The organism is Streptomyces sp. W1SF4 (assembly GCF_003950035.1).
Taxonomy (GTDB): Bacteria; Actinomycetota; Actinomycetes; order Streptomycetales; family Streptomycetaceae; genus Streptomyces; species Streptomyces racemochromogenes.
Genome location: NZ_CP034350.1, coordinates 7,175,891 through 7,199,350 on the forward strand (window position 1 = coordinate 7,175,891; position 23,460 = coordinate 7,199,350).

26 protein-coding genes and 2 pseudogenes are annotated in these 23,460 nt (G+C 74.0%); 6 read left to right on the forward strand and 22 right to left on the reverse strand.

All coding sequences use genetic code 11. From position 1 onward, the window contains the following. Positions 1–15 precede the first annotated feature (15 nt). The 6 genes and pseudogenes from D1J60_RS33290 to D1J60_RS38360 all read right to left on the reverse strand — a co-directional run. On the reverse strand, positions 16–261 hold the full coding sequence (locus D1J60_RS33290) for a hypothetical protein (protein ID WP_125823689.1): 246 nt from the start codon (positions 259–261) through the stop codon (positions 16–18). An 86-nt stretch (positions 262–347) separates the two neighbouring features. After that, a complete protein-coding gene (gene ppk2, locus D1J60_RS33295; protein ID WP_125823690.1) occupies positions 348–1,316 on the reverse strand; it encodes a polyphosphate kinase 2 in 969 nt (322 codons plus the stop codon). A gap of 63 nt (positions 1,317–1,379) precedes the next feature. Next, positions 1,380–2,919: pseudogene (locus D1J60_RS33300) on the reverse strand (NAD(P)/FAD-dependent oxidoreductase). Then, positions 2,906–3,352 (reverse strand): SRPBCC domain-containing protein, encoded by a 447-nt coding sequence (locus D1J60_RS33305; RefSeq protein ID WP_125823691.1) that lies wholly within the window; start codon positions 3,350–3,352, stop codon positions 2,906–2,908. The pseudogene D1J60_RS33300 and the gene D1J60_RS33305 overlap by 14 nt, the downstream one beginning before the upstream one ends. A gap of 242 nt (positions 3,353–3,594) precedes the next feature. Next, on the reverse strand, positions 3,595–3,903 hold the full coding sequence (locus D1J60_RS33310) for a hypothetical protein (protein ID WP_125823692.1): 309 nt from the start codon (positions 3,901–3,903) through the stop codon (positions 3,595–3,597). Then, positions 3,885–4,412 (reverse strand): annotated as a pseudogene (locus D1J60_RS38360) (SDR family NAD(P)-dependent oxidoreductase); the annotation flags it as partial. The gene D1J60_RS33310 and the pseudogene D1J60_RS38360, both read right to left, overlap by 19 nt. A gap of 111 nt (positions 4,413–4,523) precedes the next feature. Between D1J60_RS38360 and D1J60_RS33320 the strand changes: the two are divergent. Beyond that, complete coding sequence (locus tag D1J60_RS33320) at positions 4,524–4,958, forward strand: Hsp20/alpha crystallin family protein (protein ID WP_125603090.1); 435 nt, start codon at positions 4,524–4,526, stop codon at positions 4,956–4,958. Positions 4,959–5,038: 80 nt separating this feature from the next. Here D1J60_RS33320 and D1J60_RS33325 read toward each other — a convergent pair whose 3' ends face one another. The 4 genes from D1J60_RS33325 to D1J60_RS33340 all read right to left on the reverse strand — a co-directional run bounded on the left by D1J60_RS33325 (position 5,039) and on the right by D1J60_RS33340 (position 8,036). Beyond that, entirely contained in the window at positions 5,039–5,557 is a 519-nt protein-coding gene (locus D1J60_RS33325) for a hypothetical protein (RefSeq protein ID WP_125823693.1), read from the reverse strand. A 189-nt stretch (positions 5,558–5,746) separates the two neighbouring features. Continuing rightward, positions 5,747–6,307, reverse strand: coding sequence for a hemerythrin domain-containing protein (locus D1J60_RS33330; protein ID WP_125823694.1), 561 nt, complete (start codon positions 6,305–6,307; stop codon positions 5,747–5,749). Positions 6,308–6,472: 165 nt separating this feature from the next. Further along, positions 6,473–7,366 (reverse strand): SDR family oxidoreductase, encoded by an 894-nt coding sequence (locus D1J60_RS33335; protein ID WP_125823695.1) that lies wholly within the window; start codon positions 7,364–7,366, stop codon positions 6,473–6,475. Positions 7,367–7,412: 46 nt separating this feature from the next. Then, positions 7,413–8,036, reverse strand: a complete 624-nt coding sequence (locus tag D1J60_RS33340) for an NAD(P)H-dependent oxidoreductase (protein WP_125823696.1) — start codon at positions 8,034–8,036, stop codon at positions 7,413–7,415. 94 nt (positions 8,037–8,130) lie between these two features. Between D1J60_RS33340 and D1J60_RS33345 the strand changes: the two genes are divergently transcribed. Beyond that, positions 8,131–9,369 carry an aromatic acid exporter family protein gene (locus D1J60_RS33345; RefSeq protein WP_125823697.1) on the forward strand — a complete coding sequence of 413 codons (1,239 nt, stop codon included), beginning with the start codon at positions 8,131–8,133 and terminating at the stop codon, positions 9,367–9,369. Positions 9,370–9,388: 19 nt separating this feature from the next. Here the strand turns inward: D1J60_RS33345 and D1J60_RS33350 are convergent, their stop codons facing one another. From D1J60_RS33350 to D1J60_RS33390, 9 genes are all read right to left on the reverse strand, one after another. Further along, on the reverse strand, positions 9,389–10,009 hold the full coding sequence (locus D1J60_RS33350; protein ID WP_241253503.1) for a VanZ family protein: 621 nt from the start codon (positions 10,007–10,009) through the stop codon (positions 9,389–9,391). Positions 10,010–10,108: 99 nt separating this feature from the next. Continuing rightward, on the reverse strand, positions 10,109–11,254 hold the full coding sequence (locus D1J60_RS33355) for a phospholipase D-like domain-containing protein (RefSeq protein WP_125824344.1): 1,146 nt from the start codon (positions 11,252–11,254) through the stop codon (positions 10,109–10,111). A 128-nt stretch (positions 11,255–11,382) separates the two neighbouring features. Continuing rightward, positions 11,383–12,138: a restriction endonuclease gene (locus D1J60_RS33360; protein ID WP_125823698.1), complete on the reverse strand. Its 756-nt coding sequence runs from the start codon at positions 12,136–12,138 to the stop codon at positions 11,383–11,385. 147 nt (positions 12,139–12,285) lie between these two features. Next, on the reverse strand, positions 12,286–12,645 hold the full coding sequence (locus D1J60_RS33365) for an STAS domain-containing protein (protein ID WP_241253634.1): 360 nt from the start codon (positions 12,643–12,645) through the stop codon (positions 12,286–12,288). A gap of 79 nt (positions 12,646–12,724) precedes the next feature. After that, on the reverse strand, positions 12,725–13,183 hold the full coding sequence (locus D1J60_RS33370) for a response regulator (RefSeq protein ID WP_125604266.1): 459 nt from the start codon (positions 13,181–13,183) through the stop codon (positions 12,725–12,727). Further along, positions 13,180–14,868 carry an ATP-binding protein gene (locus D1J60_RS33375; protein WP_241253504.1) on the reverse strand — a complete coding sequence of 563 codons (1,689 nt, stop codon included), beginning with the start codon at positions 14,866–14,868 and terminating at the stop codon, positions 13,180–13,182. Before D1J60_RS33375 ends, D1J60_RS33370 begins: the two co-directional genes overlap by 4 nt. Further along, positions 14,865–16,145 (reverse strand): SpoIIE family protein phosphatase, encoded by a 1,281-nt coding sequence (locus tag D1J60_RS33380; RefSeq protein WP_125823701.1) that lies wholly within the window; start codon positions 16,143–16,145, stop codon positions 14,865–14,867. The genes D1J60_RS33375 and D1J60_RS33380 overlap by 4 nt, the downstream gene beginning before the upstream one ends. Positions 16,146–16,303: 158 nt before the next feature. Continuing rightward, positions 16,304–16,792: a MarR family transcriptional regulator gene (locus D1J60_RS33385; RefSeq protein WP_125823702.1), complete on the reverse strand. Its 489-nt coding sequence runs from the start codon at positions 16,790–16,792 to the stop codon at positions 16,304–16,306. A 56-nt stretch (positions 16,793–16,848) separates the two neighbouring features. Next, positions 16,849–18,042 carry a PP2C family protein-serine/threonine phosphatase gene (locus tag D1J60_RS33390; protein WP_125823703.1) on the reverse strand — a complete coding sequence of 398 codons (1,194 nt, stop codon included), beginning with the start codon at positions 18,040–18,042 and terminating at the stop codon, positions 16,849–16,851. 100 nt (positions 18,043–18,142) lie between these two features. Between D1J60_RS33390 and D1J60_RS33395 the strand changes: the two genes are divergently transcribed. Beyond that, positions 18,143–18,649, forward strand: coding sequence for a MarR family transcriptional regulator (locus D1J60_RS33395; protein ID WP_125603118.1), 507 nt, complete (start codon positions 18,143–18,145; stop codon positions 18,647–18,649). Between the two features lie 91 nt (positions 18,650–18,740). On the opposite strand, the gene D1J60_RS33400 is transcribed toward D1J60_RS33395, so the two are convergent. Both D1J60_RS33400 and D1J60_RS33405 read right to left on the reverse strand, forming a co-directional pair. Next, complete coding sequence (locus tag D1J60_RS33400) at positions 18,741–19,172, reverse strand: ATP-binding protein (RefSeq protein WP_125823704.1); 432 nt, start codon at positions 19,170–19,172, stop codon at positions 18,741–18,743. 64 nt (positions 19,173–19,236) lie between these two features. Continuing rightward, a complete protein-coding gene (locus D1J60_RS33405; RefSeq protein ID WP_125603120.1) occupies positions 19,237–19,581 on the reverse strand; it encodes an STAS domain-containing protein in 345 nt (114 codons plus the stop codon). Positions 19,582–19,888: 307 nt separating this feature from the next. Between D1J60_RS33405 and D1J60_RS33410 the strand changes: the two genes are divergently transcribed. The 3 genes from D1J60_RS33410 to D1J60_RS33420 are packed head-to-tail and all read left to right on the forward strand — an operon-like array spanning position 19,889 to position 22,973. Then, positions 19,889–21,475, forward strand: coding sequence for a PP2C family protein-serine/threonine phosphatase (locus tag D1J60_RS33410; protein ID WP_125823705.1), 1,587 nt, complete (start codon positions 19,889–19,891; stop codon positions 21,473–21,475). Continuing rightward, complete coding sequence (locus tag D1J60_RS33415) at positions 21,472–22,548, forward strand: cobalamin B12-binding domain-containing protein (protein WP_125823706.1); 1,077 nt, start codon at positions 21,472–21,474, stop codon at positions 22,546–22,548. The genes D1J60_RS33410 and D1J60_RS33415 overlap by 4 nt, the downstream gene beginning before the upstream one ends. After that, entirely contained in the window at positions 22,545–22,973 is a 429-nt protein-coding gene (locus tag D1J60_RS33420) for an STAS domain-containing protein (RefSeq protein ID WP_125823707.1), read from the forward strand. Before D1J60_RS33415 ends, D1J60_RS33420 begins: the two co-directional genes overlap by 4 nt. A gap of 17 nt (positions 22,974–22,990) precedes the next feature. On the opposite strand, the gene D1J60_RS33425 is transcribed toward D1J60_RS33420, so the two are convergent. Further along, on the reverse strand, positions 22,991–23,440 hold the full coding sequence (locus D1J60_RS33425; protein WP_125823708.1) for a PRC-barrel domain-containing protein: 450 nt from the start codon (positions 23,438–23,440) through the stop codon (positions 22,991–22,993). Positions 23,441–23,460: the final 20 nt, after the last annotated feature.

Sequence of the window (23,460 nt, forward strand, 5' to 3'; positions counted from 1 at the left end):
GGCCCCGGCCCCGGCTCAGCGGGTGAGGACCACGGTGGCGCCGGCGAGGACGGTGACCGCCGAGCCGGTCAGCATCACGTACCGCAGCCGGGGGCACGTCCGGCCCGCGATCAGGGCCTGTACGCGGTCGAGCCCGTCGGTCTCGGGCGTGGCTCCGCCGTGCACGTCCTCGGCGCAGCCGGTGCGCGTGCAGGGGGCGGTGCCGGTGTCGCGGTGAAGCCAGTAGGCGTCGGCGAGCTCGGCGAACGGCAGTCCTTCCATGGTGCGTTCAACGGGCGTACCCGTCCCGCGGGTGCGCCCGCCGCGACGTCCGTTATGCGATCGGGACCGACCGGTCGGCCCCCGGGCTACGGGTGGGGGTGGAGCCCGGGGCCGAGGTGTGGCCCGGCCAGGGGAGTGGGGGAGAGGTCGGTGGGTCCCTCACCCGCTTCGAGGAGGGTGTCGGCGGCCCCGACGATGAGGGGGTCGGGCCGGCCGACCGCCCCCTCGTCCTTGCGGTCGTAGTCGACGCGCCACAGCAGGCTGCGCATGGCCTCGAGCCGTCCGCGCCGTTTGTCGTTGGTCTTGACCACCGTCCACGGCGCGTGATCGGTGTCGGTCGCCCGGAACATCGCGACCTTGGCCTCGGTATAGGCGTCCCACCGGTCCAGGGAGGCCAGGTCGGTGGGGGAGAGCTTCCACTGCCTGACCGGGTCGACCTGCCGGATCGCGAAACGGGTGCGCTGCTCGCCGCGGGAGACCGAGAACCAGAACTTCACCAGCATGATCCCGTCCTCCACCAGCATCTCCTCGAAGACGGGGCACTGGCGCAGGAACAGCGCGTACTGCTCCGGGGTGCAGAACCCCATCACCGACTCGACCCCGGCGCGGTTGTACCAGGACCGGTCGAAGAAGACGATCTCCCCGGGCGCCGGCAGGTGGGCGGTGTAGCGCTGGAAGTACCACTGCCCGGCCTCCCGCCCGGTCGGCTTGTCCAGAGCCACGATCCGTGCCCCGCGCGGGTTGAGCCGTTCGGTGAAGCGCTGGATCGTGCCGCCCTTGCCCGCCGCGTCCCTGCCCTCGCAGATCACCACCAGCCGGCCGCCGGACTCCTTCACCCAGTGCTGCAGCTTGAGCAGCTCGATCTGCAGGATCCGCTTGGTCCGCTCGTACTCCTTGCGCCGCATCTTGCGGTCGTAGGGGTAGTTCTCCCGCCAGGTCCGCAGAGGGGCACCGGCGGAGTCCAGCAGGACCGGCTGCTCGGGCCGGCGGTCGTCCACCCGCAACCCGGACAGCAGCTCCTCGGCCTGCGGCGGCGAAGACGCCTCGTCACTCATTCCATGCCTCACTCATTCCATGCCCCTACCCAGACCCCCCGCGTCCATGGCACGCGCGCCGGATCAGGACGGGCGAGGGCGGGAGCGGCGGCGGCGCAGGTGGTCGAGCGGGGCGAGGGCGCGGGCGTGGAGGGCGGTGCGGGCGGCGTTGAAGCCGGGGGCGCCGTGGACCCCACCGCCGGGGTGGGCGGAGGCGGAGGCGAGGTAGAGACCCGGGACCGGAGTGGAGGGCCGGCCGCTGCCGGGTACCGGGCGGAAGACCAGTTGCTGGTAGAGGTTGGTGGTGCGCTGGTTGACGGCGCCGCCGGCCAGGGCGGGGTTGAGGCGTTCCAGGTCGGGCGGGGCCAGGATCCTGCGGGCGCGGAGGGCGGCGCCGAAACCGGGGGCGTACCGTTCGACCTGCTCCTGGAGCCGGTCGGCGATGGCTTCCTTGTCCCGCTCGTCTCACCGCCCCGTGATGCCGTCCGGGCCGGCGTCGCCGGTGATGTCCTGCGGGACGTGGGTGTAGGCCCATGCGGACTCGGTGCCTTCGGGGGAGCGGTCGGCATCCGCGGTGGTCATCTGTCCGAGCACCGCGAACGGGCTGGACGGCACCTGTCGCATGGCGATCTGCGCGGCGAACAGGGTGAGCGCGTCCACGCCGTCGGCCAGATGGACCGTGCCGGCGGCCCGCGGCCCCTCGGCCCGCCAGGGGATCGGCCCCGACAGCGCCCAGTCGACCTTCACCGTGGAGAAGTCCCACTGGAAACGCCGCAGGTCCTCCCGCAGCCGGCCGGGCAGCTGCTCACCGCGCAGGAGCCGCCCGTAGAGGACCGGAGCGGGTACGGCGGCCAGCACGGCCCGGCGCGCCGTGACCAGCGTGCCGTCCGCGGTGCGTACCGCCGCCGCCCGCCCGCCCCGTACCAGGACCTCGGTCGCCGGCTGCCCGCAGTGCACGACGCCCCCGCGGGCCGTGAGCCGTCGTACGAGGGCGTCCGTCAGCGCCTGGGCGCCGCCCCGCGGCACGGGGAAGCCGTACTGCTGTCCGAGCATGCACATCAGCCAGCCGAACCCGCCGCCGAGCGCCGACTCGGGGGCCAGGTCGGCGTGCAGGGCGTTGCCCGCGATCAGCAGGCGCCCGCCGGCCCCGGCGAACTTCTCCTCGCCGAGCCTGCGGGCCGGCAGCAGCATCGTGCGCGCCACCCGCAGCATCTCGGCGTAGCCGAGCCGCAGCGCCAGCTTCCCGCCCGCCCGGATCGGCGGGAACGGGGTGAACAGGCAGTCCAGCAGGTCGTCGCCGATGCGCTGCCACAGCCGGTAGAGCCGCAGCCAGGCCTCCCCGTCGCCCGGCGCGAAGCGCTCCAGGGAGGCGGCGGTCGCCTCGGGTGCGGCGGCGAGGACGGCGCAGCGGCCGTCGGGCAGCGGGTGGGCGACGGCGGCCGGCGCCCGGCTCCAGCACAGCCCGTGCTCCTCCAGACACATCCCCGCGGTCGCTGCGGACGGCGCCGCCCGCCGAAGCCGCCGCTTCCAGCACCACGACCTGCCAGCCCGCGTCGGCCTGGACGTTCGCGGCGACCAGACCGTTGGGCCCGGCACCGATGACCACCGCGTCAGGGCCGCTCACGATGACCGTCCTCGCACACGCGGGCCAGCCGGGCCAGCATGGCGCGGTGCCGCCACTGGGCGACGGCGTCGATGGCCGCGTGGTGGAAGGTCCAGCCCCGGCCGCGCAGCGGGTGTTCGTCCAGGACCACCAGGGTTTCATCGCCCCAGGGCCGTACCTCGATGGCGATCCGCGCACTGGCGTGATCACCGGCCCTCGCTTCCAGCTCCAGCCGGTCCGGCGGTTCGTGTACGCGCACCACCGTCTCCCCCTCGTACCTGAACGGGCCGGCCTTCACCTGGTAGGGGAGCACGGAGCCCTCCTCGGGCCACCGGTCGTCCGCCGGGCGGGAGAGGTGCGTGCCCACCACCCACCTCTCGTAGCAGCCGGCGTTCTCGAGGACCGCCCACACCCGGTCGGGCCTGGCCCGTACCAGGCGGTGCTGTAGTGCCATGGCTGCCTCCCACGCTGCCCGCGGCCGCCACGGCCGGGGTCCCGTCGCCTACCCGGCCCGGGTCCGTCCCACGCCGGCCCGTCCCGGCGCCGGGGGAGCACGGCGCGCAGCACGGCCAGCCCGGCGGCCGCGCCCACCGCCCGGCGGGCGGCCGGCGGGAGCGTCCAGGGTCCCGGAGCCGGCCTCGCCGCCCGACGCGCCGCCGAAGTAGGCCTTGTCGGTGCGCCACGTCACGGTCCGCCTCACCAGCGCGGGAGCCGGCGTACGGGCGAGGACGAGCAGGCGGGCGTACGGGCCGACGAGCACCCGGTCGCGGGGCCGGCGGGCGGCCCGCACGACGCACGGGCGATCCGCTCGGGGGTGGCCACCGGCGGCAGGGACCGCAGAACCCGGCCGGAGCGGTTCGCGGCATGCCGGAAGAACGGGGTGTCCACCCCCGTGGGCAGCACCGTGCACACCGAGATCCCACTGTCCCCCGAGAGCCGCAGCTCCTCGCGCAGCACCTCGTCGAACGTGCACAGGGCTGCCTTCGACATCGCGTAGCCGCCCATGTACGGGGCCGTGACCCGCCCCCGAGCAGCGAGGACACGTCGACCACGACCCCCCGCCCCTGGCGGCGCATGACCGCGACCGCCGCGCGAGCCCCGTTCACGGCACCGATGACGTTGACGTCGAGGAGGCGGCGCAGCTCCCGTGCGGGCACCTGGTCGAAACGGCCCAGGATCCCCACCCCCGCGGCGTTGACCCACGCGTCGATCCGGCCGAAGCGCGCGACGGCGGCGGTGGCCAGCCGCCGGACGGCCCCTTCGTCGCTGACGTCCGTCGGCACGGCGAGGGCCTCGCCGCCCCGGGCCCGGCACTCCCCGGCCGCCCATTCCAGCGCGGCGGCGCTGCGGGCGGCCAGCACCACCCGCGCACCCCGACGGGCGCACTCCACGGCGGTGGCCCGGCCGATCCCGCTCGATGCGCCGGTGACCACGACGACGGCGTCGCGCATCCTCACCCCCGCGTCTGACCACACCGGGCCGTCCCATGCCTCCGGGACCGGCGCATCCGTCATGTCATCCTCTCGATGACGTCCTGCTTGTCATCGTTTCGATGACGTGCTACAACGGGAGCACGTTGAAGCGCATGGGCAGTTCCTGCCTGAACCGACTGGAGGTGTTTCGCGATGCTGATGCGCACCGACCCGTTCCGCGAGATGGACCGCATCGTCCAGCAGCTCTCGGGCACGTCGGGCACGTGGTCGAAGCCGTCCGTGATGCCGATGGACGCCTACCGGCAGGGCGACACGTACGTGATCGCCTTCGACCTCCCCGGTGTGAGCACCGAGGCGATCGACATCGACGTCGAGCGGAACATGCTGACGGTGAAGGCCGAGCGCCGGCCCGCGGAGAAGTCCGACGGCGTGCAGATGGAGCTCTCCGAGCGGCCCCTCGGCGTCTTCTCCCGCCAGATCGTCCTGGCCGACACCCTCGACACCGAGCACATCGAAGCCGACTACGACGCGGGCGTCCTCACCCTGCGGATCCCGATCGCCGAGCGCGCCAAGCCGCGCAAGGTCGCCATCGGTGGCGAGTCCGGCCGCAAGCAGATCTCGGGCTGAACCAGCCCGGCACAGGCGGCGGAGGACGGGGAACCCGATCCCCCTCCGGCACCCCGTCCTCCGCGGAGCTGATCTGGGAGCTAACCCAGGGCCGCGCTCCGGTTGCCGAGCAGGTCCAGCAGCGTGTCCCGGTGGAGGGCGGCCACCGGTTCGAGCAGGTCGGGATGGCGCAGCAGGGCTGCGGCCTCGTGCTCGTGATCACCGGGACGGGTGAGACGGCTGACCTCGCCGGCCCGGCCGTGACCGACCCGGAGGTGGGCCTCGACGGCGAGGGCGGGGGATGCCAGGAGGCAGGCCGCCCAGCTGACGACGATCTCGTCCACCCAGGTCCGCCAGCCGGCGTCGGCCTCGGCACCGGCGTCCGCGACGTGATCGACGCCGGTGGTCCAGTCCAGCCGGGCGCTCCCCCCGGGGCCCAGGAGATGCAGCAGCTGGGCGTCGAGCGGGTCCGGGTAGCGCAGGGCGGCGGCGACGGTGACCGCCTGCCCGGCCTGGGCCTCGGCCAGGGCCCGGCTGAACGGGCCCGCTGTGGGCGGCGGGTAGGCGGCCAGCAGCCAGCGGGTACCGGCGGCTATGAGGGGTGCGAGATCGGCGGACACGGCGGTTCCTCGGGAGGCGTGCTCGCCCTGCCCCTTCCGGGGCCGCGAGCTGCGGGGCGAAGCCGCTCCGCTCCGCTCGTGGCTGACCAGAGTAGCCGTCACCGGCAGCCGCGCGGCATGACGCACGTCACCGTCCCGCCCCGGTGGCGGCCCGGAGGCCCGCCCGCGGGCCCGCCACCGGGCAGGGGGTCAGGACTTGCCGCGGCCGGTCACGAAGTCGCGCGCCCGGTCCACCAGGCCGGCCCCCGGCGCGAGCAGCTTGCTCGCGGTGGGACTGCTCGGTGCGGCGGGGTGGGGGCGGGTGGGCGCCATGGCCTTGGCGCGACGGATCTTGTCGCCGAGGTCGTCCAGCTGCTGCGGGGTGCAGGCTCGCTCCAGCATCGGGAAGAGGTTGCTCTCCTCGTCCTGGACATGGGCGGAGACCTCGTCCATGAGCTGCCGCAGGAGCGGGCCCATCTGCGCGTCGTCGGTGCTCATCTTCTCGAGCCGCTTGAGCATCTTCTCGACCCGGCCGTGGTCCTCGATCTCCTTGTCCGCCATCCGGTCGCCGCCCGGGACGTGCTCGCGCACCGCCGGGTAGAGGTACTGCTCCTCGGCGACCGAGTGCCGTACGAGCTCGATGGTGAATTCGTCGATGAGATCGCGCAGCTCCTGTCCGCTTCCGGTCATGGCCCGGAGACGGCTGAACATCTCCTCGACCTCCCGGTGGTCGGCCTTCAGCTCGTCGATCACGTTCCCGCCGTGTCCCATGTCGCCTCCATGCGCGTTCGGTGCGGGCCGCTGCGGCCCGATCCGATCGCTTCCCCGTCGCGCCCCCGGGCGCCCGGCGGCAGGCGACGTCTCACCCGCATGGTCTTGTCACCGGCGCCCCGCCATCCGCCCCGGGGCTTCGGGGGCGCACGCGTTCTCCGGCGGTCACGGCAGGGGCGTGCCGCCCGTGGCGTTGAGGATCTCGCCGGTGATGTAGCCGGCCTGGGGCGAGGCGAGGAAGACGTACGCCGGCGCCATCTCGGCGGGCTGGGCCGGCCGGCCCAGGGGCGCCTTCTCGCCGAACTTCGTGGTGTCCGGCATCGTCGCCGGGATCAGGGGCGTCCATACCGGCCCGGGGGCGACCGCGTTGACGCGGATGCCGCGCTCCGCCACCATCTGCGCCAGGCCGTGGGTGAAGGAGATGATCGCGGACTTGGTCATCGCGTAGTCCAGCAGGTGGGGGCTGGGCTGATAGCCCTGGACGGACGCCGTGTTGATCACCGACCCGCCACGGGGGATGTGGGCCAGCGCCCTGCGGGTCAGCCAGAACATCCCGTACAGGTTGGTCTTCATCACCCGGTCGAACTGCTCCGTGGTGATCGCCTCGATCCCGTCCGGCTGGGACATCTGGTAGGCGGCGTTGTTCACCAGGATGTCGAGGCGCCCCAGCTCGGCGACGGCCCGGTCGATCAGCGCGTCGCACTGCGCCTCCTCCCGGATGTCGCAGGCGACCGCCAGCGCCCTGCGGCCGGCCTGGCGGATCAGGCGGGTGGTCTCGGCAGCCTCGTCCTTCTCCTCCGGGAGATGGGTGAACACGATGTCCGCGCCCTCCCGGGCGAAGGCCACGCACACGGCCCTCCCGATCCCGGAGTCGCCGCCGGTGACCACCGCTGCCCGCCCCATGAGGACGTCGTGGCCCTGGTAGGAGTCCTCGCCGTGGTCGGGGCGGGGTTCCATCTCCTCGGTCGAGCCGGGAGGCTCCTGTTCCTGGTCCGGCAGCGGCGGCCGGGGGTGGCGGGTGACCGGGTCGGGTACGTGGGGCGCGGGAGGAGCTGACACGGTGGTTCTCCTTGTCGGGATCCGCTGGGACGGACGGGGGCGCGGCTCAGCTCGCCGGATACGGTTCGGCCTTCAGCCGCCGGGCGAGGTGAGCGGTGTTCGCGGCGAGCGTCCTGGTCGTGGCAGCGGTCTTTTCGGGGGTCTTCTCGAGGTCCTGGTAGTCGGTGGACTGCATGGCTTCACCCACCCAGTAGGTGACGGCGTTCGGGGCCAGGGAGAAGCCGACGTCGTTCAGGCCCTGGAAGAGGTCCGCGCTGACCTTGTGCGCTCCGTCCTCGTTGCCGACCACGCAGACCCCGGCGACCTTGCCGTAGGTGAGCATGCGTCCCTCGTCGTCGCTCTCGCCGAGTTCCGCGTCCAGCCGCTCCAGCACGCGCTGCGCGACGCTGGAGGGGTGCCCCAGCCAGATCGGCGTGGACAGGATCAGGATGTCGCAGCCCAGGATCGTGGCGCGGATCTCCGGCCACGCGTCGCCCTCGCCCATGTCCGTCTCGACCCCCGGCTTCACGTCGTGATCGGCCACCCGGATGGTCTTGCCGGTGACCCCGTGCTCGGACAGCGCGGCCATGGTCTGTTCGGCCAGCAGCAGGGAGCTGGACGGGGTGGGGGAGGAGGACAGCGAGCAGACGAGCGCGACCGCGCGGAGCGGAGTGTGGTGGGTGGAAGTCATGGTGGGCGTGTGCCCCGCCTTCCCCCGGGCTATCACCTCGCACGGGATTCGGTCCGCCGCGTGATCACCGCCGCCGACGGGGAAGGGACGGGATATGCCCGACCTCGCCAGGCCCACCCGCCCCTCCCGCACCATCCGCCTCGCCATGCGCCGCCTGGCCGCCAGACGTCGGGACCCCGTGGTGGTGCAGAGCGTACGGTCGACCGGGGCCGCGGTCCTCTCGTACGTGGTCGCGCTGCGGCTCAGCAACGAGCCGGCCCCGCTGACGGCCCCGCTCACCGCCCTGCTCGTCGTCCAGGTCACCCTGTACTCCACGCTCACCACCGGAGTGCGCCGGGTCAACTCGGTCGTGGCGGGGGTGCTGGTCGCGATCGGGTTCAGCGCGCTGGTGGGGCTGACCTGGTGGAGCCTCGGGCTGGTCATCCTGGCCTCGCTGGTCGTCGGACACCTGGTCAGGGTGGACGAGTTCGTCCCCGAGGTGGCCATCAGCGCGATGCTCGTCCTCGGAGTCACCCGGGTGGCCGACACGGCCTGGGACCGGGTGCTGGAGACGCTGATCGGCGCGGTGGTCGGACTGGCCTTCAACCTGCTGTTCGCCCCTCCCGTCTGGGTGGAGCCCGCCGGACGGGCGATCGACGACCTGGCCGCCCGCATGGCCGCGCTGATGACCGGCATGGCCGACGAACTCACGGGCCGCACCAGCGTCGCCCAGGCCGCCACCCGGCTGCACGAGGCCCGCCGGCTCGACAACGACATCGCCGACGTGGACGCCGCACTGCGCCAGGCGGAGGACAGCCTGCGCATGAACCCCCGCGTACGGGAGGGCCTGATGTTCCGGCTGGTCCTGCGGACCGGCCTGGACACCCTGGAGATCTGCGCGGTCGTACTGCGCGTCTCCGCCCGGGCGCTCACCGACCTGGCGAAGGCCCGCACGGACGAGCCGCTGTTCTCCCCGCCGGTGACCCGCGCGCTACAGGACCTGTTCGGCCACATGGCGCTCGCCGTCCACAGCTTCTCCCGGCTGATCACCGCCCAGGTCACCACCAACGCCGAGGAGCAGGAGGACCGGCTCACCCGGGAGCTGGGCATGGCGCGCCAGGCCCGCGACCAGCTGGCGAACCTCCTGCTGGAGCAGCTGCGGTCCGAGCCGGGACACTGGCAGCTGCACGGGGCCCTGCTCGCCGACGTCGACCGGGTGCTCGACGAACTGGACGTGGACAAACGCTCCCAGCGCCTCATGGAGGAGCTGGACCGCCACTCCCGCCTGCGCCGCGAGGCCGGCACCGGCGTACGCCGCGCCCTGCGCCGGGCGCGGCGTGCCGACGCTCCTTGACGGACACCACGGGCCCGTCCTAGCCCGCCCCGTCCGGCGCGCGGTCGGCCCGGCGGGGCAGGCGGTGCCACCAGTGGGAGCGGCGGGGGTGGACGGCCCGGCCCATCCGGCGGCCCAGGAGGAGGTAGCCGAGCAGCGCTCCCGCGGTGTTGAGGATGACGTCGTCCACGTCGAAGGCGCGCCCGGTCACCAGGGCGCCCTGGACCAGTTCGACGAGCGTCATCACCGCGGCCGTCACCGCCGCCACCCTCAGCAGACCGCGGGCCTGCGGCAGGAGGACCGGGAGCAGCACCCCGAAGGGGACGCCGAGCAGGACGTTCCCGCCGAGCTGCACGGCGGCCTCCCTGACGGTCGCGCCGTCGAGGTACGCGCCGATCGAGGCGCCCGGGCGGGTGTTGCTGTGCACGAGCCCCGCCGACGCCGCGGAGGGCTCCAGGGTGACGTGTGCCAGGACCAGGCTGAACAGCACCGTCCCGGCGAAGGCGGCCAGCATCGCCAGCGCCCGTAACACGGGCCGCGCGGGAGGCCGGTTGACGGGGGCGGGCTCCCGCGCCCGCTCCGTGCTCTGCGGCGTCGCCGTCGCCGTCCGCCGCTTCCACTTCGCCCGACGCGCCGTGGCGAGCCTCGCGCGCACGTCCATCGACCGCTCCCTCCCTGTTCGGCTCCGTACCGTGCAGGCGCGTGTACCCCGCCGCGAGCCGCCGACGCGGCCCGGCTCCCGCGTGAACTCCGGCCGCCCTTAAAGGAATCGGCGCACCGGCTGGACGGAGAGTTCCCGGGCGCGCTGGAGGACGGAGCGGCGGCGCCAGCGCTCCGGGGAGATGCGCGTGCTGTCGCGGAGGTCCTGGTCGTAGTGCTCGTCCAGGGTCCGGGTGACCGCCGGGTCCATGACGGCCAGCATGACTTCCTCGTCGTGGTCCAGCGAGCGGCGGTTGAAGTTCGAGGAGCCGATGAGGGACACGACCCCGTCCATGGTGATGATCTTGGCGTGCATCATCGTCGGCTGGTACTGGTGGATGCGCACCCCGGCGGAGGTGAGGGCCGCGTAGTGGTGCTGGCCCGCCAGCAGGCACACCCGCTTGTCCGTGTGCGGACCGGGCAGCAGGATCTCGACGGTGACGCCCCGGCGGGCGGTGGCGGACAGCAGCTCGACGAAGTAGTCGTCGGGGGCGAAGTACGCGGTCGCCAGGCGGACGCGCTCCTGCGCCGACTCGAGGACGACCCGCATCAGCGTCTGCATGTCCTGCCACCCGAAGGCGGCCGAGCCGCGCACCACCTGCACCACGGCGGAACCGGCCGGCTCGTGGCTGACGAAACGGTCCCGGTCGTCGAAGAGTTCGGGGTGGCACTCCGCCCAGTTCTGGGCGAAGGCCGCGGCGATCCCGTCGACGGCCGGGCCACGCACCTCGGCGTGGGTGTCGCGCCACTCGTGCGGGTTGCGGGCGTCGCCGCACCACTCCTCGGCTATGCCGACGCCGCCGGTGAAGGCGGTGCGTTCGTCGACGACGAGGACCTTGCGGTGGCAGCGGTGGTTCTGCTTGAGCGGGGAGAGGAAGACGGGCTTGCGGAACCAGGCCACGTCCACTCCCGCCGTGCTCATCCGGTCCAGCAGTTCCCGCTCGATCAGGCGGCTGCCGAAGCCGTCGAGCAGCAGCCGCACGCGCACGCCGTGACGGGCCCGCTCGGCGAGGGCCTCGGCGAACCGGCGGGCGATGTCGCCCTTCCAGTAGACGAAGGTCATCATGTCGACGGTGTGCCGGGCCGACGCGATGGCGTCGAGCATGGCGGCGAAGATCTCGTCGCCGTTGCGCAGGGGGCGTACGGAGTTCCCCTCGGTGGCCGCGATGCCGATGAGGCGTTCCAGGCGGCGGCGGATGCGGTGGATGCGCTCGTCCGCCCGGCCGGCGGCGTCTGCCGGGCTCCCGGCCGTGCTGCCCGAAGGGCTCGCCGCGGCGGCGCCCGTTCCGGGGACCCGGGGGTTCCGGGCCGGGACGGTGTCGATGTCGATGTCGGTCACGGCCTGGCTCCTTCGGAAGTGTCGGACGGGGCGGTCGCGGGCGCGCCGCCCACGGACTCCCACGGCGCGGGCGCCCGCTGCTCGGTCCACGCGGCCAGGGCCTCGCCGTCCACGCGGGCTATCCCGCACGTGTCGGCGTACTCGGCGGCGGGCGCGGTGAAGGAACTGGTCGTCACGATGACGGCTACGTCCGCCTCGTGGACCGCGTAGCAGGTGCCGCCGAAGCGCTGGAGGTCCTGCGAGCCGACCCGGTTGTCCTCGGCGTAGTGCTTGCACTGGAGCACCACGCGCCGCCCGTCAGCCGTCGTCGCGAGGACGTCGGCGCCCAGGTCACCGGCGCCGCCCACCACCTCCACCGAGGTGCAGCCGTCCCGTACGCACAGGGCGGCCACAGCGTGCTCGAAGCCGTCCGCGTCGACCGCGGCGTGGTCGAAGGCGTCACCCCCGACCTCGGGCGGGTCCGCGGGCGCCGCCGCGTACCGGGCGGGCCGCGCGGTACGCGGCCGGCGGCGGACGGGGGCGTAGCCCCACTTCGCGAGGAGCACGCCCAGCAGCAGCACGGCCACGGTGGCCACCGGTACGAGCGGGAACCGGACCCCGTCCGCGTCGGCGGCCCGCGCGAAGGCGGCGAGGCCGGTGATCGCGGTGCCGAGCAGCCCGAGGGCGAGCACGGCGTCCCGCCCCGCCCCGGGGCGGCGTGCGGATCCGGCGCCGTGCCCGGACGCGCGCGCGTCCCCCTTGGATGCGGTCATACGAGTCCCCCTCCTGCCCGGTACGCCGCGGTCCCCGCCCCCCGGCCGGCGCCGGGGGGCGGGGACCGCGGCGGACGCGGAAGCCTGTTCGAGGCTCGTATGGCCAGGATTCCGCGTGTCAAACCGGCTGGGCCCCGAAGGGCCCGCTCAGCCCCGGGGAGGGATGATCATGGCCTTCCCCTCGTCCACGCTGGGCGCGGAGGCGAACACCAGAGCGGCACCGGTGAGTTCCAGGACCCGCGCCAGCCTGGCCGGCACGGTCCCCGCGAGGACCACCGGGCGGTTCAGCGCGGGCTGCAGCAGCACGCTGAGCGCCGTCGAGTCGACGAAGGTGACCCCGGTGACGTCCACGACGAACCGGGAGATGCCCGGAGTCGTGGGATCCATCGCGGTCCGCAGGGGGCCCACGCTGTCCATGTCGAACTCACCCGCCATGACGACGACCCGAACCTCCCCGTCCGTCCAGGTCTCGACGCGGCTGCGCGCCCGTGCGCCGTGGGTTTCCATGCTGCTCACTTCCGTCCTCCCCGCCTCTGCGTTCCGTCTTGGGGACCTTGCGCCCCGTCACCGGCCCCGGTCACCGGGCTCACCGCGTGCGGGGGAGCTTGACCACCGTGACGAAGAAGTCGTCGATCTGCTGGATCGCCCGGATGAACTGGTCGAGGTCCACCGGCTTCGTCACGTACGCGTTGGCGTGCAGCTTGTAGCTGCGCAGGATGTCCTCCTCGGCCGCCGAGGTGGTGAGCACGACCACGGGGATGTGGCTCAGGTCCGGGTCCGTCTTGATCCGTTCCAGGACCTGCCGCCCGTCGTACTTGGGCAGGTTCAGGTCGAGCAGGATCAGATCCGGGCGCGGGGCGTCGGCGTGCTCGCCGCGCCGGTACAGGAAGTCGAGGGCCTCCAGGCCGTCCCGGACGACGTGCAGCACGTTGCCGATCTTGTTGTCCTCGAAGGCCTCCCGGGTCATCAGCTCGTCGCCGGCGTCGTCCTCGACCAGCAGGACTTCGGCGGGGGTGGCCCGGGGCCGGTCGGCGGGAGTGGTCATCGCGGGTTTCCTTCGGTGGAGACGGGGGCGGGCGTGGGTTCGGGGGACGCGGCCGAGTCGGCGTCGGAGTCGGTGCCGGACGCGGGGGTGGCGGCGGCCACGGGCAGGGTGAAGACGATCCGGGTGCCTTCGCGGTGCTCGGTGTCGATCCGGATGTGCCCGCCCGCGTGCTCGACGATCTTCTTGCACAGGGAGAGCCCGATGCCGGTGCCGCCGTACGTCTCCCGGCCGTGCAGCCGCTGGAAGATGACGAAGACCTTCTCGGCGAACTCGGCCGGTACGCCGATGCCGTTGTCGGTCACCGTGAAGGTGTGGAACCCCGGTTCCGCGGCGGTGCCGGCCGGGCCTTCGGTCACGGCCAACTCGACGCGCGGAGCGCGGTCGGGGGAGCGGAACTTGACGGCGTTGCCCACCAGGTTCTGCCACAGCATCGTCAGGAGCGTCGGGTCGCCCACCACGTCCGGGAGGCGGTCGGGGCGGGTGACCTCCGCACCGCTCTCCTCCAGGGCGGCCATGAGGTTGCGCAGCGCCCGGTCCAGGGGGCCGTCCATGGCGACCGTCTCGCGCGCGTCCTGGACCCGGCCCACCCGGGAGAAGGTCAGCAGGTCGTTGATCAGGACCTGCATCCGCTTGGCGCCGTCGACGGCGAAGCCGATGTACTGGATTCCCCGCTCGTCGAGCTGGTCCCCGTAGCGCTTCTCCAGCAGCTGGCAGAAGGAGGCCACCTTGCGCAACGGCTCCTGGAGGTCGTGCGAGGCCACGTACGCGAACTGCTCCAGCTCGGCGTTGGAGCGGCGCAGCTCCACCGCCTGCGCGTCGAGTTCGGTCGCCGTCCGGTCGAGCCGCTCGGCGTTGCGCCGCGAGGCGATCAGCTCGGCCACGGTCCGCTGCCGCATGGCCTCCACCGCCCCCGCCAGGGCCCGCAGGTCGGAGGGACCGCGCAGCGGGATCTCCTCCTCGAAGGCCCCGTCCGCGACGCGCTGCGAGGCGGTCCGCACCAGGGCGAGCGGCCGCAGCACCCCCACGTGCAGCAGCACGGCGAGGCCGGCCCCGGCCAGCAGGAAGACCACGGCCATCGCCAGCAGGATGCGGTCGCGCTGCGACCGCGCCTCGCCGAAGGTGGTCCGGGCGTCGGACTGGATGCCGTCCAGGCGGGACTGCTGCGCGGCGATCCGGCGGCGGACCTCGTCGAAGAGGTCCTTGCCGGTCTGGAGGGAAGGCGGGGTCGAGCCGTTCTCCACGGAGGCGATGGCGGGGGCCGCGAACCCCTCCCGCCAGGCCCGGGCGGCCTCCTGCACGGCGGCCAGGTCCCCGCGCACCCCGGTCTCGCCGTCGGGGACCGTCGCCAGACGCCGGGCGGCCTCCGTCTCGCTGGCCAGACCGCGCTCGTACGGCTCCAGGAGCGCGGGTTCCTTGGCCAGCAGGTAGCCGCGGATCCCGGTCTCCTGGTCCAGCAGGGCCGTCTCCAGCCGCAGGGCGTCCCGCTGGGCGGGCAGGATCCCGTCGACGAGCCGGTTCCCGGCCGTGGTGGTGTGGGACAGGAGGGCGGCGCCGAGCGCGCCCGTGCCGACGACCATGAGGGCGAGCGTGACCAGCACGGTGGTCAGCCAGACCTGCAGGCTCGTCTGCCGGCGTCGCGGTGCCCGTCCCGCGGGCTCTGCGGGCGGGTGTGCGGGGGAGGTCACGTGGGGGAGTTCCATTCGAGGTGGAGGACGGCGACGTCGTCGGCCAGGCCGCCCCAGTCCGCGGCGAGTGTCTGCGCCGTCTGGATCAGGGTGTCGACGAACGGTTCCGCGGGCAGGCCGGCGTGCCGGCGGGCGATGTCCAGGAGCCCGTTCTCGTCGAGCCGGTCGGGGCCGGGGCCGATGCGCCCCTCGATCAGGCCGTCGGTGAAGAGCATGACCGCGCCGCCCGCCTCCACCTCGACCTCGGCGACGGGCCAGCCGGCGTCCCAGCCGGGCAGGATGCCCAGGGCGGGGCCGCCGGGAACGGTGCGCAGGTCCACGCCCGCCGCGGAGCGGACCAGGAAGCCGGGGTGCCCCGCACGCTGGACCGAGACGGCGCCGCTGCCGGCGGGACGGGTGAGGGAGACGAGAGTGGCGAAGATCTCGGGTCCGGACCGTTCCGCCAGCAGGATCCGCTCCAGCAGCCGCAGCAGTTCGGCGCCGCGGGCGCCGGCCATGACGAAGGAGCGCCAGGCCACGCGCAGGCAGACGCCGAGCGCCGCCTCGCTGGGGCCGTGGCCCGACACGTCGCCGACCACGGCGTGCGTCGCCCCGTCGGGGGTCTGGACGACGTCGTAGAAGTCCCCGCCCAGCAGCGTCTGGGCGCGCCCCGGGTGGTAGCGGGCGCAGACGGTGACGGTGTCGTCCGCGCCGTCGAGCAGCAGCGGTGTGGGGAGCAGCCCGCGTTCGAGTCGCGCGTTCTCCTCGGCGCGCAGTCTGCCCGCCTGGAGGGCCACTGCCGCCAGCTCGGTGCGCTTGCGCTGGATCGCGTAGCGGATGGCCCGCATGAAGACGTCGGCCTCCAGGCGACCCTTCAGCAGGTAGTCCTGCGCGCCGGCCGCGACGGCGGACAGTCCCGCCCGTTCCTCGGACAGGCCCGTCAGGACGACGACCGCGGCCTCGGCGCAGACGGAGAGGACCTTCTTCAGCCCCTCCAGGCCCTGGGTGTCGGGCAGGTGCAGGTCCAGCAGGACGCATTCGGGGGCCTCTGCCGCCAGCAGGCCCAGGGCCTCGGCGAGGGAGCGGGCCCGGCCGAGGCGGACCTCGATCCCGCTGTCCTCCACCAGCTCCTCGACGAGCAGGGCGTCGCCCTCGTCGTCCTCGATGAGCAGGACGTAGGGCGGTACGCCGTTCCAGAGTGCCAGGAGGTCGTCGGGCTTCCCCGAGGCCCCTGGGAGGGGCTGCTGTGGTGTGCCGACTGCGGGGCGCTGGGCCCCCAGCTCGGAGATGCTCGCCATGGCGTCGCGTCTGTCCCTTCTCATCCCGGACGGCGGACGCCCGACGGCCGCGTGGTCGCTCCGGCCCAGCCTAGAGTGATCATTTGCCGTTAGGCAATATTTTACAAACTCAATGATCCCGACAACCCCCAAACCTGTGCGAACCGGCCACCCGACTCTCAGGCGCTGTCCGAAACCGCGGCCGGACCGCCGGCCGGGGACGGCCGCCCGGCGGCTTCCCGGAACGCCGCCAGGCCCGCCACCAGCGAGTCCACCGCCTCGGGCGCCATCCGCCCGAGCACCGCCGACAGCTCGCGGACCTGGACCGCCCGCCGCTGGTCCAGCAGCGCCCGCCCCTGGGCCGTGAGCCGCACCTCCACCTCCCGCCGCCTGGACGGATGGGGCGAGCGGACCAGCAGCCCCATGGCCTCCAGCCGGTCGCAGAGCCGGGTGACCGACGACGGCCGGGAGCCGAGCACGTCACCCAGGGCCCGCAGGTTGACCCCCTCGGCGCCCTCGACCGCGAGCAGCGCCCGCAGCTGCGACGGCGACACCGCCGGCGCCACGTCGTCCTGGCCCCTGGCGTACAGCACCGCGAGGACCTCCGCGGCGGACGCGAGGGCCGCGGCAGGGTCCTCGTCCGCACGGGAACGGCCGGGACGGGGCATGCCACCACTGTGCCACCGTCCGGGCCGCCCGACCGGCCTACCGCGTGACGGCCGGACTACCGCCCGGGCCTCCCGTGCCAGTCGAGGCAGACGACCATCGCGTCGTCGACCGCGTCCACACCGCCCCGGTATCCCGGCAGCTCCTCCAGCAGCGCCCGCGGCACCTGCGAGGGCGGGAGCAGCCGCGTGCTCAGGACGGCCCGGGCCAGCGCGTGCCGGCCGTACGCCTCACCGGCGGGGGAGAGGACGTCGTAGACGCCGTCGCTCAGGAAGAACAGCCGGTCCCCGGGCAGGACCCGGAAGCGCTGGGAGGTGTAGACGGTGTCCTCGAACATGCCCAGCGGCAGCTGCGCCTCCAGACCGACCGGCTCCACCGTGCTCCCGCGCAGCCGCCAGATCCGGGGCGACCCGGCGTCGATGACCTCGGCCTCGCCGCTGTCCAGGTCGAACCGGAGCAGCAGCATCGCCAGGTGCAGCCGCCCCCGGTACTGCCCGTACAGGGCCTGGTCCGCCAGGGCCGCCTGATCGGCGAGGCCGAGGCCGGCCCGCCGGGCGTTGCGCAGGGCGCTGACGGCGAGATTGGTCAGCAGCGCCGCCTCGATGCCCTCGCCCATGCCGTTGTTGACGGTCAGGGTCAGGTGGTCCGCCGAGGCCGACCAGTCGAAGCTGTCGCCGAAGATGGCGTACGCGGGTTCCAGCTGGGCCCCGAGGTCGTACTCGGGCCGGGAGCAGGAGCGCCCCGGCAGCAGCTGCCACTGCATCTCGGCGGCCAGGGTGAGCCTCCTGGCCCGGCGCGCCTGGAGGAAGAAGTCGGTGTCGCGGTCGGCGACGAGGATCTCGTGCGCCAGCGCGTCGGCCACGTCCCGCAGCGGTCCGAGGAGCGGCCCGACCGAGGCGCCGGCCGCGAAGCGGACGCTCAGGACCCCGAGCCGGTCACCGCGCACCGTCACCGGCAGGTGCACCGTGGTCCCGGCCTCCCCGTGGACCACGTGCGGCTCCTGGGAGCCGAAGGCCCGGCCCTCGGCGCTGTTGTAGGCGGACACGGAATCGGCGGTGAAGGGCCGCTCCGTGACGGGCTGGAGCCGTGCCGAGGCGTAGTCCGCCATCAGCAGCTCGGCCCCGGCCGCCCCGTGCTCGCGGGCCAGGATGGCCCGGACCTCCTCGAACAGCGCGTGCGGTGCCGCGTCGCGCAGCGCACGCTCGACGTCCCCGCCTCCACCGACACCTCCGCCGCGCACGACTGCAGTCACCGGCCCCGTACCTGTCTCTCTCGCAACTGCCAAGATGGGGGACGACGAAGCCGCCGGTCCGCCGGGGAGGGCAGCGCGTACGTCCATTAGGGAGTGTCACATGGGTCAGCGGTCGATCGGCTCCCCCCGTACTCCGTCCGCCGTGTCGGCGGTGGCCCAGATGAGCGAGCTGATCGAGCTGCTGGAGGTGGTCTGGGAGCGCGGCCGGGACACTGCCAGCACCCCTCCCGTGTCCTCCGCGCAGGCCCGTGTGCTGTTCCTCGTGGAGGCGAACGGCCGGCTGAACCTGCGCGAGCTCGGCAGGCTGCTGGAGGCTGCCCCGCCGTCCGTCACCCGGCTGTGCGACCGCCTGGAGGCCGTGGGCTTCCTCGAACGCCACCCCGGGGCCGAGGACCGCCGGGAAGTCCTGCTCGTGCTGACCTCTGCGGGGCGCCTGTACCTGGAACGGCTGCGCGCCCGCAGGCAGGAGGCGCTGGCCGAGGCGATGGCCACGATGCCGGCGGCCTCCAGGGCCGCCCTGGCCACGGGGCTCGCCGACTTCTGCGAGGCGGTGGCGAAGCCCCTGCGGCTGCCGCCCGCGGAGTCCCCGGCCACCAGAACGGCCTGAGCCCCGCCACCGCCGCGGCCGTACCGTTCCCGGCCCGGCACGCGGGACCGGCACGCCGGACCGGACGAACGGCCGGACCGTGCCGGGCGGTTCAGCCCAGACGGAGCGTGGCCGTGATGTTCTTGCCCCCGGGACGGGCGCTGCAGGCGACGTGCTCCGCCAGCCGCTGGATGAGGGGCCAGCCGTAACCGCCGGGGTGCTCGGCCGTGCCCGTACGGGCCGCGGGCAGCCGGGAGCTGGCGTCGGTGACCGACAGCCGCAGGAAGCCGTCCTCGACGTCGGCCCGGAAGGCGACCACCCCGTCACCGTGCCGGATCGCGTTGGTGACCAGCTCCGAGGTGACGAGCAGCGCGTCCGCCGCGACCACGCCGTCGAGGCCGACACCCGCGAGGAGCAGCAGTTCGCGGACGCGGTCACGGGCCGTCGCCGCCGAGACCTGCGATACGGCAGGCCGGTCTGCGCCGGCGTCCTCGCGGGGGCGCTCCGCGTCCAGGGGCGTGTCGGACGGCGGGGATGGGTTCATGCCCCTCGCCTGCCCAGGGCCGCAGGGGCTGTACCGTGACGGCCCGTCAGGGCGCGGGAGGCGGTCAGCATGTCATCGCGGAGGCCAGGCTGTCCGCCATGCGGAACACCGTGTCGGCCCCGGTGACTTCGAACAGCCTGCGGACCCCCGTGTGGAAGGGGCCGGCGAGGACGAGGGCCCCGCCGGCGGCCGTATGGGCCCGCTGTGCGCGGAGCAGCGCGTGCAGCACCGAGGAGTCGACGAAGTCGGCGCCCGACAGGTCCACCACGGTGCGGGGGCCGCCCTCCGCGGCCTGTGCGAGGGCGCGGGCCAGCAACGGCGCGTTGTCCTCGTCGACCTCGCCGTGCAGGCCGATGACGGTCACGTTGCCTTCTGCGGTCGAGGTGACGACCACTTGCTCTCCGGTCACCAGGACATACTCCTACATCGGGTGAGGGCCCGGTCAACAGGCACCCGCATCGGCGACCGGCCCGCCGTTTTCACCCACGAGCGTGAGTCCTCGACACCGCGTGCGGCCGGGGCCCGGTTGCACGGTGCACGGACCATGGAGGATGGTTGCCGCAGGACAACTGTTATTCCGAAGCATTTCCGACGTGACGAACGCGATGAAGAGGTGAGGGGTTCGCACAGCGGGCCTTCAACGTTTGGTTCCTTCCACCGAAACGACGCCGTACTCACCCACCGCCGGGCCGCCGTGGAGTCAGGCACCCTACCCGGTGCTGGTGGCGGACGCCGGCGCGGTCGTGGTCCACGCCAACGAGGCGGCGGGGCTGGTGTTCCCGGACGCCCGCCCCGGCTCGCCCATGGCGGACACGGTCCCCGGCTGGCTGGTGTCGGCGCACGCGCGCCACACCACGGCCCTTCCCGCCCAGCGCCCGGCCGCCCGGTCCGCCACCGCCCGCGGACCCGTCGGCGAGCGCTCCTACGAGGCGCACCCGACACCCCGTGACGACGGCACCGTCGTGTGGTGGCTGGTGGACGACACCGACCACCGGCTGGCCCGGGAAGCCCTGTCGACGGAACGCAGACGCACCGAGTTCCTCGTCCGCTCCTCCAACCTCCTGCTCTCGTCCCTGAACCTCGACCGCTGCATGGACGTCACGGCGCAGATGGCGGCCGACCACCTCGCCGACGCGGCACTGGTGATCGCCCCCGCGCAGGGACCCGAGCTGCCGGTCGTCTCGTGCCTGCGGGGCGGCAGCCCGTCCGTGTCCCGCGGCGCCGTCGACCCCGCCGACGTGCCCGGGCTGGCCGAGGCGCTCCAGGGCTTCCCGCCCGTCCCCTCCCGCTGGATCGACCCGTCCGCCGCTCCGGCCTGGCTGGTACCGGCCGGGCTCGCCACCCTGGGGTCGATCGTCATCACCCCCCTGCCCGGACACGGCGTGCCCGCCGGCGCCCTGGTGCTGCTGCGCGCCGAGGGAGCGGCCCCCTTCACGGAGGACGAGGAGGTCTTCGCGCGCCTGTTCGCCGCCCGCGCAGGCGCCGCGATGTCGGCCGCCCGCCTCTACGCGGAACAGGCCTCGATCACCGACACCCTGATGCGCGAACTCCTGCCCCCCTCGCTGCACCAGGTCTCCGGCGTGGAGTACGCAGGCGGCTACCGCCCGTCGAGGGACCACGAAAGGGTCGGCGGCGACTTCTACGACGTACACCCCGCCGCCGACGAGGGGGCGTCCTCCCTGGTCGTCCTCGGAGACGTGTGCGGCAAGGGCCTGGAAGCGGCCGTGATGACCGGCAAGATCCGCAGCACCCTGCACGCCCTCCTGCCGATGGCCGACGACCACCACCGGATGCTCAGCCTGCTCAACACCTCGCTGCTGAACTCCGAGAACGCCCGGTTCGTCACCATGGTGCTGGCCTCCGCGGCCCGTGACGGCAACGCCGTACGGCTGCGCCTGACCAGCGCCGGCCACCCCGCTCCGCTGATCCTGCGTTCCGACGGCCGGGTGGAGGAGGCCGACACGAAGGGAACGCTGGTCGGGGCGCTGCCCCAGATCACCACGGAGACGGCCCGGGTGACCCTCGCACCCGGGGACACCTGCGTCCTGTACACCGACGGGATCAGCGAGGCTCGGGGAGGTCCCATGGGCGGTGCGATGTTCGGGGAGGAGCGGCTGCGCCGCGCCCTGTCGAAGTGCGCGGCGATGCCCGCCGAGGCCGTGGTGGAGCACGTGCAGATGCTCACCTCCCAGTGGGTGGGCACGGGCCGCCACGACGACATGGCCGTGGTCGTCATCTCGGCGCCGCGCACCAACCACCTCAGCGCCGTGGACGGCCACACCCGAGGACGGTTCACCGCGTGAGCCCGTCCGTGACCTCCGCCTCGCCGGCCGGTGAGCTGTGCGCGCGGGTGTGGGAGTCGGTGATGGCCTTCGACGAGGCCGCCACGGTCGCCACCCTGCTCCGCGCCCTTGACGCGGGCATGAGCGCGGAAGCGCTCCTGCTCGACGTCATCGCCTCCGTGCAGGGGCGGGTCGGCCGGGAGTGGGCGGCCAACCGCATCACCGTCGCCCAGGAGCACGCCGCGACGGCCATCAACGACCGGGCCCTGGCAGCCGTCGCCCTGCACCGCTCCGTGCCCGCGTCACCGGCACGCGGCCGGATCACCGTGGCCTGCGTGGACGGCGAATGGCACGCCCTGCCCGCCCGGCTCCTGGCCGAGGTGCTGCGGATCAGGGGCTGGCGCATCGACTACCTCGGCGCCCAGGTGACCGCCCCCCACCTCGTCGCCCACCTGCACCGCACCGGCCCGGACGCCGTGGCGCTCTCCGGCTCCCTGGCGACCCGCCTGCCCGCCGCGCACGCGACCATCACCGCCTGCCAGGCCGTCGGCACGCCCGTGATCGTCGGCGGGGCCGCGTTCGGGCCCGAGGGCCGCTACGCGCGGCTGCTGGGCGCGGACGCCTGGGCCCCCGACGCGCGCGCCGCCGCCGACGCGCTGGACCTCGGACCGCTCCCGCAGCCCCGCCCCGGTCACCAGGCCATCGACGACCTGCCCCACCTGAAGGACCAGGAGTACACACTGGTCGCCCGCAGCCGCCCGCGGCTGGTCAGGGCCGTGTTCGAGGCACTGGAGGCCGCACACCCGGCCGTGCGCGACTACTCCGAAGCGCAGCGCGAGCACACCGCCGAAGACCTCTCCCACGTCGTCGAGTTCCTCGCCGCCGCCCTCTACACGGACGACGAGGACCTCTTCGGCGGCTTCCTGCTGTGGACCGCCGGAGTCCTGGAAGCCCGCCGCGTGCCGGCCGCCTCACTGCTGTCGGCCCTGGCCTTCCTGGAGCGGGAACTCCAGGACTTCCCCCGCGCCACCACCATCCTGCGGGCCGGCGCCGCCCGCCTGACCCGCATCCCCGCGACCAGGACAGCTGAATGACGAGCCCGCCCTCCGCCCCGCTCACCCTGACGCCCTCCGCCTCCCGCGGCACCGGGCGCGTCGAGCTGAGCGGCGACCTCGACCACCACCACGCCGACCTCCTCGTCGAAACCGTCGGCCGGCTCCTCGCCGAGCAGCCCGGCCTACGGGACCTGCGGCTGGACTGCGCCGGCCTGTCGGCCGTGGACTCCAGCGGGCTGGCGGCCCTCCTGATGGTCCGGCGACGCACCGACGGGGCGGGCGCGGAACTCCACCTCGACGGCCGGCCCGCACATCTGAACCGCCTCCTGGAGATCACCGGCACCCTGCACCACCTCACGGCACCGACGCCGCGAGCCGGGGCCGCCGGCGGCCCCCAGCGCGCCGCTCCCCGCACCGCCCCCGCGGAACAGCCGCCCCCGGGCGCGACGGGCCCGACGGCCTGACCGCCGGGCCCGGCCGCTCACCGGCCGAGCCGCCCCGGCTCGAGCCGGGACACCCGCGGCTCCCGGCCGCCCGTCCCCTCCCGGATGGCCGCGGCCCGGTCCATGTGCCCCCAGCCGGCGCCGCTCTCGGCGTTCACCTCTTCCCGGACGTCCCTGAGGCCGTAGTGCGCGAACAACTGCTTCTCCTCCACGACCGACAGGACGCTCCCGCGGTCCGGCGCGGCACGGGGAGCCCCCTCGATCAGCGACACGGGGTACGGCAGCACCAGACGCCCGTCCTCGAAGGCGGCGTGGCGCAGCGGCACGAAGACCCCTCCCGGGCCGCGGGCTCCGTCGGCGATCCGTGCCCATTCGGGCCTGCCGGTGGTGTCGTCCACGAGGACGCACTCCACCCCGCCCACGCGCCGGCCCTGCTCCGTGTACGCCGCGCACCCGTCCATGGCCCTCAACTGCTCCTGTGTGATCATCAGTCCTCCTCGTCATCTCC